Source organism: Psychrobacter sp. A3, assembly GCF_028823565.1.
GTDB classification, from domain to species: domain Bacteria; phylum Pseudomonadota; class Gammaproteobacteria; order Pseudomonadales; family Moraxellaceae; genus Psychrobacter; species Psychrobacter celer.
Genome location: NZ_JAPEHS010000065.1, coordinates 1 through 14290 on the forward strand (window position 1 = coordinate 1; position 14290 = coordinate 14290).

The window sequence follows — 14290 nt, forward strand, 5'->3', positions numbered from 1 at the left end:
CGCAGCCTCTGGAAACGCAGCACGCAAGTAAAATTTATACCAGTAGCGCGTTCAAATCCATAACAGTTTTACATTCAGCTAACTATATTTATTAAAGCGTGTTAAACACGCCCTAATAGTTGCTCTTAGGTGCTTTCGCTGAGAATTGTATGTATATGATTTAACAGAGTGCAAGGTTAGAGAGTTGAGATTATTGATCAGTAAATCATTAGCATTAGTATAATCAATTTACCAAACAGAATATAAAAGCAGTCTAGCAAATGTTGAAGTACCATACTAGCTAAAATTAGCGGTAGATATTCTAATATAAGAAATTTAAAAGCTCTATAACATCAAAACAAAGTGCCGTTAGTTGTGAGCTAACAGTTGCTGTAAATCCATGACTGAAAACGGATAATTTAAGCGTGCTGTCGGTGTGATTATCACAGGAATGGTGGTGGCAAACTCCATCATCAGATCTTCATTAAAGTCTGCAATATCGACATTCTCGTAGGTAATAGGTTGTACGCTTTGAAAGCGCACCATAAGTTGCTCAGCGATTTCACACAGATGGCAGCCAGAGGTACCGAGTAGCCACCACTTATCAGAACTTTCAGCGCTGCAAAGATTTGGGCTCGCTTCAATAATACGTGCGCGCAGTGCTTTTATATTATTACCATTATGCATATTTATTCTCTTATTTTTATGCTTGTTATAAAGTACTTATCTTAAACCCTTAAATAAAAAGTGAATACTGTTTATAGCTCATTACATGATAAAGAAATGGGGTAAATAATGACAGCAATTATGAGATTAGGTAAGATGACCTGCTATTTGAGTTAACTGCTTGGGCTGTTTTTGGATAAGCGGCTACCTTTTATCTTTTCAATCACTTGGATATCGCGCATGGCAAGTTTTGGCACATTTATCAAACGAGTATTTTTGGCGTTCATGTTGTTGGTCGTGGTTTTTCATGTTTTGGTCACAGGGCTATTATTGATTTGGAAAACCCAGCCCATTAACAACAGCATGTTTATGCTGACCCATCGTCTGACCGGCGGCGAGGTCACCCAAGAGTGGGTAGAATATGATCAAATTGCCAAGTCCGCCAAGCAAGCCGCTATTGCTAGTGAAGACTCGACTTTCAGTCAGCATAATGGCTTCGACATTAAAGGCATAAAAGAGGCGCAAAAGAAAAATGAAGCGTCAGGAAAAACGACAGCTGGCGGCTCGACCATCACGCAGCAGTTGGCCAAAAATCTGTTTTTGACCGCGCATCGCTCCTATATTCGTAAAGGCGAAGAGGCGATTATCACCGTGATGATAGAGACGTTGTGGGACAAACAGCGTATCTTGACCGCTTATCTTAACGTGGCTGAGTTTGGCGATGGTATCTACGGTATCGAGGCCGCTGCGCACCACTATTTTAATAAATCGGCTGCCAAGCTAAATCGCGATGAATCGGCGTTATTAATCAGTATGCTGACCAATCCAAAATACTATGAAAACAACCAAGGCGATAGACGGCTACGTAACAAACAGCGTATCATCAAAAAACGCATGAAAAATGCAGTCTTACCACAATCAGCATCATGACGTATCGAGAAGGCAAAAGGAGTAGGGACGTGGCAGATACCAAAAGCAATGATAAGCAGCATCAGACTGACAATAGCGCCGCCGTGATGAGCATAAACGATGGGACGCATGGGAAAAAAGACGATGATCTCGCCCACATAGCATGGCAGCGGTTTGAAGATGGCAGTTATTCGCCCAGCAGTTATATCAATCGCGACCTGTCTTTGTTGCAGTTTCATCTACGGGTACTGGCGCAGGCTGCCAGTCCGCGTCACCCACTGCTTGAGCGCTTGTTTTTTCTCATTATTTTTTCATCGAATCTCGATGAATTCTTTGAGATTCGCGTGGCAGGCATCATGCAAAAACTCAATATCGGTGATGTATCGACCAGTGCTCATGGTATGCGCCCAAGCGAGGTACTCAATGAAATCTCTGTTATCACACACGATGCCATCGCTGAGCAGTATCGCATTCTCAATGAAGACATCTTGCCTGCGCTGGCCAAAGAAGACATCCGTTATCTCAAACGCGATGAGCTAAATAGCGATCAGTCGGCATGGATGAAGCGCTATTTTACCGAACAAGTCTCGCCTGTACTGACGCCGATTAGTATTGATCCTGCCCACCCGTTTCCGCGTTTGGTCAATAAAAGCCTCAACTTTATCGCTACTCTAGAGGGCAAAGATGCCTTTGGTCGTGATATCAATCTCGCCATCGTTCCTGCGCCGCGCAGTCTCCCACGCGTCATACGCTTACCTGATGAGCTGACTGGCGGCAAAGAGCATCACGTCATGCTATCGGCCATTATTCATGAGCATATTGGCGAGCTGTTTCCGGGGATGAATGTCACCGGCTGTCATCAGTTTCGACTGACGCGTAATGCGGACTTAGACCTAGCGGACGATGTCGAGGATATCGCCAAAGCGTTAGAGGGTGAGCTTGAAAACCGCCGCTTCGGTGATAAGGTACGCCTAGAGGTCACCACCGACTGCCCAACGCCCATCAGCGACTATCTGCTCAATGAGTTTGAGCTGCACGACAATCAGCTGTACCGTGTCAACGGGCCGGTCAACCTCACGCGCTTATTGTTCGACTTTAATATACCAGCGCTGCGCTATCAGCCCTTTACGCAAGCGATACCAAAAGCGTTTCGCCGCGAAGAAAAAAAGCTGGACAAAACCAGTAGCATGTTTGCTGCCATGCGCAAAAGCGATGTACTGGTGCATCATCCTTTTCATTCATTCTCGCCTGTCGTCAACCTATTATGGCAAGCCGCCAATGACCCAAAAGTTTTGGCAATCAAGCAAACGCTGTACCGCTCAGGCACCAATTCAGAAATCGTCAAAGCGCTGGCCGCTGCTGCTCGAAATGGCAAAGAAGTCACTGCCGTCATCGAGCTGCGCGCCCGTTTTGATGAAGCCTCAAACATCGCAGTCGCCAATTATCTGCAAGAAGCAGGGGCGGTGGTGGTGTATGGCATCGTCGGCTACAAGACCCATGCCAAACTGATGCTAATCATACGCCGCGAGGATGATCGCATTCGCCGCTATGTACACCTAGGGACAGGTAACTACCATGCCGCCAATGCTAAGGTCTATACCGACTACGGTTTGTTTACCGCCGATCCTGATATCTCAGAAGATGTGCACAAAATCTTCCAAGAGCTAACGGGCATGGGCAAGCCTGCCAATCTCAAAAAACTACTGCATGCGCCCTTTACCTTGCATGATAAGTTGATGAGTTTTATCGATGATGAGATCGCTCACGCAAAGGCAGGCAAACGCGCTCATATCATGGTCAAGGTCAATGCTTTGACGGAGCGTCGCCTGATCGCCAAGCTCTATGACGCCTCTCAAGCAGGGGTAAAAATCGAGCTGATTTTGCGCTCAATGTGCTGTCTGCGTCCACAGGTCAAAGGTTTGTCGGAAAACATCACAGTACGCTCGGTGATTGGCCGGTTTTTAGAGCACACACGCATTTACTATTTTTATAATAACGGTGACGAGCGTCTGTATTGTGGTAGTGCCGACTGGATGGATCGTAACTTGTTTCACCGCGTCGAAGTGGCGTTTCCGATTGAAGATAAAAAACTGTTTCAGCAGATATATCAAGATGGCTTGATTAACTACTTACAAGACAATACCCAAGCGTGGACACTCAATGGCGACGGCGTCTGGCAGCAACTACAGCCCGCTGCTGGTACGCCGCCACATGCCGCCCAAGAGCATTTATTAACGCTCATCAACGGGGTAGAGGCATCGTCTTAACAGCCCTCTAATACTGACTCAAACCAAACGCTGGCTATACTGGCGTTTGGTTTTTTTTATGGATGCATTTGGCTACTGTTATTTGCATGCTGCTGGCAGGAAGTTACAAACTGTCTTGTAACCTCACATTTATTCACACATTGATACCGCAGCACACTGGTGTCTGGTCGAGTCTTGTTTCTATAATAAAAATACGCTCAATCATAAAAGCATAGAACGTAAAAGCCAATCATAAAAACATAGGAAAAAAGGAAGCATCTATGAGTAATCACGATACGACGCCTGATAATTCTGATACAAAATCAGACATCAACAAAGCAGCCGAACAGGCAGACAGTCAAAAGATTCAGCAAAACCTTAAAGAAGACAAGAGAGTCGATGCACCTGAACAGCTCAGCGAAGAAGAGCAAACCGCCTTTATCGAAGAGGATTTGCGTACCGATAAATAAGAGGATAACAAATAACAGGATAAATAGTTACTCTACTTATTAGAGCGTGTTTTCATTTTAAAAATGGTGATAAAAATGAGATAAGTCGCCATCAAACAAGGAAGATAGCGCAGGTAATATCGAGATGTTAGTTAGCTATTTGACAGCGTTTGGCTAGATTTAGCCCATTTAGATGATTATCGATTGAATTGAGGACACGTCCACGCCAATACATACGTGAGGGATATAGCATGTCAGACAATACACGCCCAAATAATGAAGAAGCAGTACCGATCCACGACCCTGCTATTAAACAGCCAGACAACCCAAAAGGCAGCTATGAAGGCCGAAAGTACCAGGCAAATATAGATGGGCCAGAGCAAGCCTCACAGGAGACAGACGAGGTCTATGTCGACCCGCGCAAAGAAGAAAACCTACCTGATGGCGGCAAAAATGTGGCTGATCTCAATGCTCATGATTTGAGTCAAAAAGGCAACGAATAATTCGTTGTCCATATAGGTTAGACCCATATAAGCTATTGTGGGACATAAGGTCGAGTATTGAGCACGTTATTTCGTGGCCATGTAAAAGAAGTACTACGAACATCAAGTATTAATGAAAAAGTATTAATGAAAAAATAATAACGATAAAAAAGACAAGGATGAGATGATGCAAACCAAAGATCCAGCATTAACCAAAACGCCCATAGATAATCATAAAGATCATAAAGACGCGCTTGGTCGCCACGATATGAGCAGTAATGGCGAAAAACATGATATCGAAAATCATGAGGTTGAAGAAAACACGACAGAGAATAAAGGCACAGATACCTTTGAAGAGGGTATCGTAGAGACAGAGCATGTCAATGACGATGATAATCCTGCGCGCCAGCCAGATCGACGCGATCAAGAAGGTACTGCGTTTGATGATAACGTCAATGAAAGGACTGTCAGTAGCGAAGCCCCTGATAGCCATAAGATTAACAATAAAAATCGCTATGCCACTGTCAATAATGCCCAGACACGGGTGTTAAACCCTGACGAAAAAGATCATAAAAAAGACAGATAGTTTTTTTATGATCTAGGGCACATCCTTCATTCACTTGATTTACTTTCATCTTTCTATTATAAGGAAATGCTATGAATAACCCCAATGATCACTCATTAAAACCAGCAGAGACAGCGCAGTCACCAAAACACCAGCAACATGAACTAAAAGATGCTGACGACAATGACGGTATCGTGCCTGATGATGCGCTGCAAAAAGCCAATCCTGCGGCTGCAGAGCGTGTCACAGATGATCACGACCCGCATCACGTCGCCAAAGACCATAAACAGTACGATAGCCCTCTGATGGAAGACAATAAATAGTTAAGCGGGCGAGCCACTATGGAACCGTAGCTCGGAATCAGGGCTGATGATAAGCTCTGCTTCTACTTCTCTAAAAAATGCCACTCGCTCATCGATAGCCTCTGTCGATAGTGACTGTGCCAATGCCAAATAATCCTCAAAATGACGACTCTCTGATTTGAGCAAATAGCGATAGTATTTTGCCAATCGCTCATCATCAATCACCTCAGCCAATGCCGCAAAGCGCTCACAGGAGCGCGCTTCGATAAACGCGCCGATGATCAGCACATCGCTCATTGCCGCAGGCTCATAAGTGCGCTTGTGTTTGAGCATGCCTTTGGCATAGCGCCCCGCACTTAAGTACCGCCATTCTTGACCGCGCTCATTCATGATACCCAGCACTTGCTCATAGTGCAGCATCTCCTCACGTATCAGCTGTGCCAATTTACGCTGCAAGTCATAAGAAAACTCATAGCGAAACAGTAGGTTCATCGCGGTGCCAGCGGCTTTTTTTTCGCAGTTGGCATGATCTTGAATGATCAAAGGTAGGTCAGCGATAGCGGCGGGTACCGCTTTTTTTTCGCAGTTGGCATGATCTTGAATGATCAAAGGTAGGTCAGCGATAGCGGCGGCTACCCAATCTGGCGTGGTACGTGCGCCCAAAAAACCATAAACCGCAGATAAATCTACTTTGTTCGGTGTGCGCAGCTGCGAGATATCTACACTGTCTTCTTCTGTACTGCTTTCTACTGCAATGTCGTCATTTATAGCATGGGAATTGGTTGGCATGGTCGGTTTACTCATAGTCTGTGTCATGGTCAAAAAGTATTGGATAAGATAAAAGGTTGTTTTAAAGGTTTGGGTTTGCCGCCTGAGCTTATTAACTATCGTTTTTATACAGAGCTGGCTATATAAAAGCTTAAAAAAACGATTACCACGATTTGAGGATAAACAGCCTTAGCGCTGATAGGCTGTAGGGTATCATTATTATACAACCCCAGTATTTACTTAGTGAATGGTGTTTTCTTGTTTATTTCTTTATTTGATAGTAGGATGATATTTTGTTTAGGCGGCATTTTGTTTGATGACTCGATAAAGGAGCGATCAAGGAGCAATGAGTGCCCATTCGAGATGGCAAACATTATAACAACTGCCAGCGCGATATAAAGCAGATATCACTATCGACGAAAAGGCACAGCCATCACGCAGATCACTCGCTCATATCAAGGATGCGCCATTTTAGAGAAATGCACGCCATCTACTACCGCTATAGTGGTAGCAACTTCGTAGGTACACCCATCACAGATAGATAAGGATAACAGCATGAGCCAATCTTCTAACGCCAATCGGATTCAAAAAGGTATTCTTGCCATCGACCAGCAGTTGTATGACTTTATCGAAAACGAAGTGCTGCCAAAAGTCGGTGTGGACTCAGACAGTTATTGGTCAGGTTTTGAAAAAGTCATCAAAGAGTTCACGCCGCGCAACAAAGCGCTGCTTGCGACTCGTGACAGCATTCAAGCGCAAATCGATCAATGGCATCTAGACAATCCTGCCAAAGAAGGTGAGATTGACTTCCCAGCTTACAAGGCTTTTTTGCAAGAAATTGGCTATTTGTTACCAGAAGGCGATGACTTTACGGTAAGCACCCAAAACGTCGATGACGAGATTGCTCATATTGCAGGTCCACAGCTAGTCGTCCCTGTACGCAACGCGCGCTATGCGCTAAATGCCACCAACGCCCGTTGGGGTAGCTTGTACGATGCTTTATATGGCACCGATGTCATCAGCGATGAAAATGGTCAAGAAGCAGGCAGCAGCTATAATCCCACGCGCGGCGCGGCCGTTGTCGCTTATGCCAAAGCCTTTTTAGACGAGCATTTTGCGCTAGCCTCAGGCTCTTATACCGATGTCACAGGCTTTAAAGTCGTCGATGGCAAGCTGGAAGTCAAGCTGGGCGATAGTAGCACTGAGCTAAAAGACGCCGAAAAATTCGTCGGTTATGTCGGCGAGGCAGATAGCCCTTCTGGTATTTTGCTCAAAAACAATGGCCTACACGCAGAGATTCAAATCGATGCCAGCCATCCAGTAGGTAAAGATGACCCAGCAAACATCAAAGACGTACTATTAGAGTCCGCCATTACTGCGATTCAAGACTGCGAAGATTCGGTCGCTGCGGTCGATGCCGAAGAAAAAGTCGAAGTGTATCGCAACTGGCTAGGTTTGATGAATGGCGATTTGCAAGAGACGTTTGAAAAAGGTGGTAAAACCCGCACCCGTAAGCAAAACCCAGATCGTGAGTACACCACACCAGAGGGCGGCACACTGATCTTACCCGGTCGCTCACTGCTTTTGATTCGTAACGTTGGTCACTTGATGCAAAACCCAGCGATTTTGGTCGATTTGGGTAATGGTCAAGAGCAAATCTTTGAAGGCTTGATGGATGGTTTGATCACACCGCTATTGACGCTAAACGATCTAAAAGGCAAAAACGCGCTATCAAACTCACGCAAAGGCTCGATGTATATCGTCAAGCCAAAAATGCATGGCCCTGATGAAGTCAAAATGGCCAATGATTTGTTTAATGCGGTAGAGGATTTGCTCGGTCTAGAGCGCCATACGCTCAAGATAGGTATCATGGATGAAGAGCGCCGCATGACGGTAAACCTAAAAGAAGCCATCCGCCAAGCCAAAGAGCGCGTTATCTTTATTAATACCGGCTTCTTGGATCGTACAGGCGACGAGATGCATACCAGTATGAATGCTGGCCCATTTGTACCAAAAGGCGAGATGAAGTCGCAAGCATGGCAGCCCGCCTATGAGCAGTGGAACGTCGATATCGGCCTAGAAACTGGCCTGCAGGGTGTGGCGCAGATTGGTAAAGGGATGTGGGCCAAGCCTGATGAGATGAAAGAGATGCTAGAGACCAAGGCGGCACATCCAAAATCTGGTGCCAGTACCGCTTGGGTACCATCACCGACAGGCGCCACCTTGCATAGCATGCATTATCATCAAGTCAATGTCGCCGAGGTACAAGACAGCCTAAAATCACGCGAGCGTGCTAGCCTAGACGATATCTTGACCATTCCATTGGCCAAAGACACCAACTGGACAGAGGAAGAGAAGCAGCAAGAGCTGGACAACAACGCGCAGGGTATCTTAGGCTACGTGGTACGCTGGGTAAACCAAGGCGTCGGTTGCTCAAAAGTGCCTGACATCAACGATGTGGGCCTGATGGAAGACCGTGCGACTTTGCGTATCTCAAGCCAGCATATCGCCAACTGGTTGCATCACGGTGTGGTCAGCGAGCAGCAAGTCATGGATACCATGAAGCGTATGGCGAAGATCGTCGATGAGCAAAATGCCGGCGACAGTAGCTATCAGCCTATGGCAAACAACTTTGAGCAGTCTTATGCTTTTAAAGCGGCCTGTGACCTCGTCTTTAAAGGACGCGAGCAGCCAAGCGGCTACACTGAGCCACTATTGCACCAAGCACGCTTGGATCTAAAAGCCAACGTCTAATCCAGTGTGCTTCACTGTCCTATTGCATCGGCATAAAAGCTGTGTCGATGCATGTATATATGGCTACATGGCTATATTGACCCGGTGTCGATAGTAGATAGCGATAATGCTGTTTCGCTTATAAGCGCTACTTATCAGTGAATAAGTAGCGCTTTATTTTTGTACACAATACAGTGGCCATAATCGAATGGTTTGTCATAAAACTTACGGTAAACCATTGGTATTTAAGCGCATTATATAGCTATTTTTTTCAACGCCTGAGCGCTATAAAAGATGTGGAGTGCGCCAGATATCGTGTTAAAAGTGCAAAAAAATATGTTGCAAATTATGTCAAAGTTGTTATGCTTGTACTCGAAGTATGAGTTTAGTAACGGATGTTACGCAGCAGAAGGATAAAGACCAACGTTTACATGGCAGTTACTTTTTTTGATGCTGGTTATGTAAGTCATGGTTTTTTCATCTTACTGTAATAAAACTTCGCCACACTTGTTTCTGACTAATCTCGGTAGCCAGTTACACATTATATCTTTGAGGATTTGTGACGATACCAATATGGGCGCCAGCTAATAATAGCTTGCTCATTACTACAATTGTAAAGTGGAGATACCCCATGAAAAAACTACTTTTAGCTACAGCCGTTGCTGCTCTATCTGTTTCTGCAGCCAATGCCGCTCCTACCTTATATGGTAAAGCGTTTGTTACTGCTGATTATGTAAATGCCGAAGTTGATTACCCAAATGGTGATGATCGTGCAGACAGAGAGTCTGACTCAGTACAGATCAACTCCAACTCTTCACGTATCGGTATCAAAGGCTCTGAAGCGATGACTGCCAATACTGACGTTATCTATCAGCTAGAGTATGGTACTCGTGTTGATGGTGATAGCGATGGTTTCTCTAACCGTGATACATATCTTGGTGTCGTGAACAAAAACTTTGGTGAATTCCGTGCTGGTAAAAACCAATCTACTTTAGATAAAATCAACAACGTAGTCGTTAACGATGGTTATTGGGATAACCTAGGTGGCAATAAACTTGAAGATAACGAAAACTATGGTGGTTTGAATATGGCTGATAGTGGCCGTATCAACAGCTCAGTTATTTGGATGTCTCCAAAATACAACAACCTACCATTACAACTTTCTGTTATGTATAGTGCTGACGAAAGCTTTGTAGAGGATAGTGATGATCGTAATAGTGGCTTTGGTGCTGCGCTAATGTTTGACCAAGGTACTGGTTTCACTGCTGGTGTTGCGTACGATAAAGACCAAAATATTGCTGGTGAGATCATCCGTGGTACAGCAACTGTTGATCTAGGTAAATACATGGCAGCTCCTGTAACATTAGGTGCTCTATATCAAGTAGCTGATTTTGACTATGAGGGTGATACCGAAAAAGAGAAAGGTCTAGTAGTTAGTGGTGCATTAGGCTTATCTAACTTTGCTCGTCCAGCAACTGTTTATGTTCAGTACAACAAAACTGACAACCTAGATGGTGTTGACAACTTTGACTCAGATCAAATCGTTGTTGGTGGTAAATACTACTATCAAGATAATATGATTGTACATGCTTATGCTGGTAATAACTCAGCTGACCTTGGCAATACTGATGCTGACGTACTAGCTATCGGTGGCGGTCTAGAATACTTATTCTAATCTAACCATTAGAATCTAAATAAAAAACTCATCCTTCGGGGTGGGTTTTTTTGTTGTATGTATTATTTGTGACAAAAGTCTACCGCTGAGGTAGAAAACAAGAGTTTCAGACAGTTTGCATTTTTGCCCTATATTTTGTGGCGTATTTTTAGTAAAATCCTTCTTTACCAATTGTTGATGAGTACTATGACCAAGTTTATATTTGTGACCGGTGGGGTAGTGTCCTCACTAGGAAAAGGTATCACCGCCGCTTCTCTTGCTGCGGTCTTAGAAGCGCGTGGCGTGACAGTCACGATGACCAAGATGGATCCGTATATCAACGTCGATCCAGGTACGATGAGCCCATTTCAGCATGGTGAGGTGTTTGTCACCGAAGATGGCGCAGAGACGGATTTGGATTTGGGCTATTATGAGCGCTTCTTACGCCATTCTAAGATGAGTAAGAGCAACAACTTTACCAGCGGTCGTATCTATCAAAACGTGCTAAACAAAGAGCGCCGCGGTGAGTATCTAGGCGGTACCGTGCAGGTCATCCCGCACATCACTGATGAAATCAAAAGTAAGATTCTTGCCAGTGGCGAAGGCTACGATATCGCCATCATCGAGATTGGCGGTACAGTCGGTGACATCGAGTCGCTGCCATTTATGGAAGCGGTACGTCAGATGCAAGTAGAGCTTGGTCGCAATCGCGCTATGCTCATGCATCTAACGCTGGTGCCTTATATCGCTAGTGCCGGCGAAACCAAAACCAAGCCGACCCAGCATTCAGTCAAAGAGCTACGCTCTATCGGTCTGCAGCCAGACATTCTCATCTGCCGCTCTGAGCACCATATCTCGCAAGACAACCGCCGCAAGATTGCGCTGTTTACCAATGTCGAAGAGCGCGCAGTCATCATGTGTGAAGATGCCCAAAGCATCTATCAAATCCCGCGCACCCTACATGAGCAAGATCTTGACGATCTAATCTGCGAGCGTTTTGGTCTTGATGTACCAGAAGCGGATTTGAGCGATTGGGACAAAGTCGTCGAAGCCCAGCTCAACCCTCAAGCGGTAGTGACGGTGGCGATGGTCGGCAAATATGTCGAGTTACCAGACGCTTATAAGTCGATCAACGAAGCTTTGCTACATGCTGGTATCGTGCATCAGTCAGATGTCAAAATTGACTATATCGATGCTGAGCTACTAGAGACGGACGATGAGCTGTATGCGCGTCTAAACGATGCTGATGCGATTTTGGTACCAGGTGGTTTTGGTGAGCGCGGTACCACTGGTAAAATGAGAGCCATCACTTACGCCCGCGAAAACAAAGTGCCGTATCTGGGTATCTGTCTGGGTATGCAGTTGGCGGTGATTGAATACGCCCGTAATGTGCTGCATATCGATGCCAACTCTTCTGAGTTTGATCGTAAGACAGCTGAGCCTATCATCGGGCTGATCACTGAATGGCTAGATGAGCGCGGCGAGTTACAAATTCGTAGTGATGACTCAGACCTTGGCGGTACCATGCGCCTAGGCGCGCAGCAAGCAGAGCTGGTTTCTGGTAGCAAGCTTGCTCAGATTTATGGCACCAAAAACATCACTGAGCGTCATCGCCATCGTTATGAGATGAACAATCGTTACATCGAGCCACTAGAGCAAGCGGGCATGAGTATCTCGGGTTATTCTGCCAAACAGCATTTGGTTGAGTCGGTTGAGATTGCAGATCATCCATGGTTTATCGCGGTACAGTTCCATCCTGAGTTTACCAGCTCGCCTCGTGGTGGCCATCCGCTGTTTAATAGCTTTGTCAAAGCGGCAAAAAATCATAGCGAAACATAGTAATCACTGAAGCATTTGTTGTTATGTGAGAGCATGATCTTTGCTAAAAAGACTGATCTTCGGATCGGTCTTTTTTTTGGCTTAATATTGAGCAACGAGACATATTATTTGGTAGTTATTGATATTAAGAGTCGGTAATTACGCTTGCATACTTTTTTTCGTCAAGCTATCGGTTACAATACGGTATCGACCTATTTATAAAAAGATAAGAGGTAACGGCTGAATGGAAAACTTATTGAACGCGCAATCACGTATCGCGCTTAACACGCCTAATAACCAGACGATCAATATTGGCAATGACCAACCTTTTGTATTGTTCGGCGGCATGAACGTTTTAGAGTCCAAGGAATTGGCATTTGAGATTGCTGAGCAGTATATAGATATCTGTCAGCGTTTGGGCATCGGCTATGTGTTTAAAGCCAGCTTTGATAAAGCCAATCGCTCTAGTTTGCATTCTTACCGAGGCCCAGGCTTAGAAAAAGGCATCGACTGGCTGGGGCAAATCAAAGAAAAGTTTCAAGTACCGATTATCACCGATGTACACGAGCCGTATCAAGCCGCACCGGTCGCAGAGGTCGCCGATATCATTCAGCTGCCTGCGTTTTTGTCGCGTCAGACTGACTTGGTGCATGCGATGGCAAAGACAGATGCCATCATCAATATCAAAAAAGCGCAGTTTTTAGCGCCGCATGAAATGCGTCATATCATCAATAAATGCTTGGAAGGCGGCAATGATAAGCTCATACTTTGTGAGCGCGGCAGTGCCTTTGGTTATAACAATTTGGTCGTGGATATGCTCGGGTTTGATACCATGAAACAAATGAACGTACCGGTGTTTTTTGATGTGACCCACAGTTTGCAGCAGCCAGGCGCGCGCAGTGACAGTGCTGGCGGCCGCCGCGAGCAAATCACCACCCTTGCCCGTGCAGGAATGGCAACGGGACTGGCAGGGCTGTTTTTGGAGGCGCATCCAAACCCAGAGGTGGCAAAATGCGACGGCCCCTGTGCGCTCAGAACCAGCCAGTTGGAGCCGTTTTTGCGTCAGCTTAAGCAGATTGATGATTTGGTCAAAGGTTTTGAGGTGTTAGATACTCACTAATGCCATCAATGGAACCCATGATAGGAGGATAGGATAATGGCGATTCAGACAGCACAAGTCAGCATCGAAAACATCGATGATGCCAAAGGCTTGGACAGTGTGATGACCGCGCTAAAAAACATCACAGGGGTGACCGCGATAGACCTTGATGCGGCAAGCAGTATAGCAACCGTGCGGTATGATGATACCGATACCAGTATTCAGGCCCTAACGGCGGCGATTAGCATGGTCGATTATGTGACGCAGCCATATCCTATCGATGCGCCGCAAAATCCACGCTATCATAATTAAAAGATAACGGCGGCGCAAAGTGAACATCGGGTATCGCCTGTTGGATAACGTCAATCCGATATAAAAACGACGTGACAGCCGTGTATCTGACTTATTTGGATTCGACTATAGAAAGTATGAAGGCCTTGGTTAATAAAGTCATACCAAAGCGCCTTGTTGTTGGCTTTGATAGGGCTTATGCTAGGACACGCCCTTAGTAAATGACTGTATTTACTTTAAACTAGGTTAGTTATATAACAATAAGGAGGCCCTCATGGCAACCCAGACTCGTATTATCAATATCGATGGCATGACTTGTGGCGGCTGCG

13 protein-coding genes are annotated in these 14290 nt (G+C 45.4%); 11 read left to right on the top strand and 2 right to left on the bottom strand.

All coding sequences use genetic code 11. The features are described 5' to 3' along the window. Positions 1-348: 348 nt before the first annotated feature. On the bottom strand, positions 349-666 hold the full coding sequence (locus tag NK638_RS09210) for a glutaredoxin family protein (RefSeq protein WP_274632783.1): 318 nt from the start codon (positions 664-666) through the stop codon (positions 349-351). 219 nt (positions 667-885) lie between these two features. Here NK638_RS09210 and mtgA point away from each other — a divergent pair, with 219 nt between their 5' ends. The 6 genes from mtgA to NK638_RS09240 all read left to right on the top strand — a co-directional run bounded on the left by mtgA (position 886) and on the right by NK638_RS09240 (position 5619). Continuing rightward, positions 886-1575, top strand: a complete 690-nt coding sequence (gene mtgA, locus NK638_RS09215) for a monofunctional biosynthetic peptidoglycan transglycosylase (RefSeq protein ID WP_274632784.1) — start codon at positions 886-888, stop codon at positions 1573-1575. Between the two features lie 86 nt (positions 1576-1661). Then, the gene (gene ppk1, locus NK638_RS09220) at positions 1662-3821 is read left to right on the top strand and encodes a polyphosphate kinase 1 (protein ID WP_274632795.1); all 2160 of its coding nucleotides are present in this window, start codon (positions 1662-1664) and stop codon (positions 3819-3821) included. 260 nt (positions 3822-4081) lie between these two features. Next, positions 4082-4270 carry a hypothetical protein gene (locus NK638_RS09225; RefSeq protein WP_274632785.1) on the top strand — a complete coding sequence of 63 codons (189 nt, stop codon included), beginning with the start codon at positions 4082-4084 and terminating at the stop codon, positions 4268-4270. Positions 4271-4500: 230 nt separating this feature from the next. After that, positions 4501-4752 (top strand): hypothetical protein, encoded by a 252-nt coding sequence (locus NK638_RS09230; RefSeq protein ID WP_274632786.1) that lies wholly within the window; start codon positions 4501-4503, stop codon positions 4750-4752. Positions 4753-4915: 163 nt separating this feature from the next. Then, positions 4916-5317, top strand: a complete 402-nt coding sequence (locus NK638_RS09235; protein ID WP_274632787.1) for a hypothetical protein — start codon at positions 4916-4918, stop codon at positions 5315-5317. A 71-nt stretch (positions 5318-5388) separates the two neighbouring features. Next, positions 5389-5619: a hypothetical protein gene (locus NK638_RS09240; protein WP_274632788.1), complete on the top strand. Its 231-nt coding sequence runs from the start codon at positions 5389-5391 to the stop codon at positions 5617-5619. Here the strand turns inward: NK638_RS09240 and miaE are convergent, their stop codons facing one another. Continuing rightward, positions 5620-6354: a tRNA isopentenyl-2-thiomethyl-A-37 hydroxylase MiaE gene (gene miaE, locus NK638_RS09245; RefSeq protein WP_446739828.1), complete on the bottom strand. Its 735-nt coding sequence runs from the start codon at positions 6352-6354 to the stop codon at positions 5620-5622. Between the two features lie 567 nt (positions 6355-6921). Between miaE and NK638_RS09250 the strand changes: the two genes are divergently transcribed. The 5 genes from NK638_RS09250 (at position 6922) to NK638_RS09270 (ending at position 13982) form a co-directional block, all read left to right on the top strand. Further along, positions 6922-9120 carry a malate synthase G gene (locus tag NK638_RS09250; protein WP_274632790.1) on the top strand — a complete coding sequence of 733 codons (2199 nt, stop codon included), beginning with the start codon at positions 6922-6924 and terminating at the stop codon, positions 9118-9120. Between the two features lie 610 nt (positions 9121-9730). After that, positions 9731-10774 carry a porin gene (locus NK638_RS09255; protein WP_274632791.1) on the top strand — a complete coding sequence of 348 codons (1044 nt, stop codon included), beginning with the start codon at positions 9731-9733 and terminating at the stop codon, positions 10772-10774. A gap of 186 nt (positions 10775-10960) precedes the next feature. Next, the gene (locus NK638_RS09260) at positions 10961-12592 is read left to right on the top strand and encodes a CTP synthase (RefSeq protein ID WP_274632792.1); all 1632 of its coding nucleotides are present in this window, start codon (positions 10961-10963) and stop codon (positions 12590-12592) included. 223 nt (positions 12593-12815) lie between these two features. Continuing rightward, positions 12816-13691 carry a 3-deoxy-8-phosphooctulonate synthase gene (kdsA, locus tag NK638_RS09265; RefSeq protein ID WP_274632793.1) on the top strand — a complete coding sequence of 292 codons (876 nt, stop codon included), beginning with the start codon at positions 12816-12818 and terminating at the stop codon, positions 13689-13691. 36 nt (positions 13692-13727) lie between these two features. Next, complete coding sequence (locus NK638_RS09270) at positions 13728-13982, top strand: heavy-metal-associated domain-containing protein (protein WP_274632794.1); 255 nt, start codon at positions 13728-13730, stop codon at positions 13980-13982. Positions 13983-14290 lie beyond the last annotated feature (308 nt).

What these genes read in the sequence shown, in the direction of transcription:
- NK638_RS09210 (WP_274632783.1), bottom strand. Translation starts at nt 666, where the DNA reads ATGCATAATGGTAATAATATAAAAGCACTGCGCGCACGTATTATTGAA.
- mtgA (WP_274632784.1), top strand. Translation starts at nt 886, where the DNA reads ATGGCAAGTTTTGGCACATTTATCAAACGAGTATTTTTGGCGTTCATG.
- ppk1 (WP_274632795.1), top strand. Translation starts at nt 1,662, where the DNA reads ATGAGCATAAACGATGGGACGCATGGGAAAAAAGACGATGATCTCGCC.
- NK638_RS09225 (WP_274632785.1), top strand. Translation starts at nt 4,082, where the DNA reads ATGAGTAATCACGATACGACGCCTGATAATTCTGATACAAAATCAGAC.
- NK638_RS09230 (WP_274632786.1), top strand. Translation starts at nt 4,501, where the DNA reads ATGTCAGACAATACACGCCCAAATAATGAAGAAGCAGTACCGATCCAC.
- NK638_RS09235 (WP_274632787.1), top strand. Translation starts at nt 4,916, where the DNA reads ATGATGCAAACCAAAGATCCAGCATTAACCAAAACGCCCATAGATAAT.
- NK638_RS09240 (WP_274632788.1), top strand. Translation starts at nt 5,389, where the DNA reads ATGAATAACCCCAATGATCACTCATTAAAACCAGCAGAGACAGCGCAG.
- NK638_RS09250 (WP_274632790.1), top strand. Translation starts at nt 6,922, where the DNA reads ATGAGCCAATCTTCTAACGCCAATCGGATTCAAAAAGGTATTCTTGCC.
- NK638_RS09255 (WP_274632791.1), top strand. Translation starts at nt 9,731, where the DNA reads ATGAAAAAACTACTTTTAGCTACAGCCGTTGCTGCTCTATCTGTTTCT.
- NK638_RS09260 (WP_274632792.1), top strand. Translation starts at nt 10,961, where the DNA reads ATGACCAAGTTTATATTTGTGACCGGTGGGGTAGTGTCCTCACTAGGA.
- kdsA (WP_274632793.1), top strand. Translation starts at nt 12,816, where the DNA reads ATGGAAAACTTATTGAACGCGCAATCACGTATCGCGCTTAACACGCCT.
- NK638_RS09270 (WP_274632794.1), top strand. Translation starts at nt 13,728, where the DNA reads ATGGCGATTCAGACAGCACAAGTCAGCATCGAAAACATCGATGATGCC.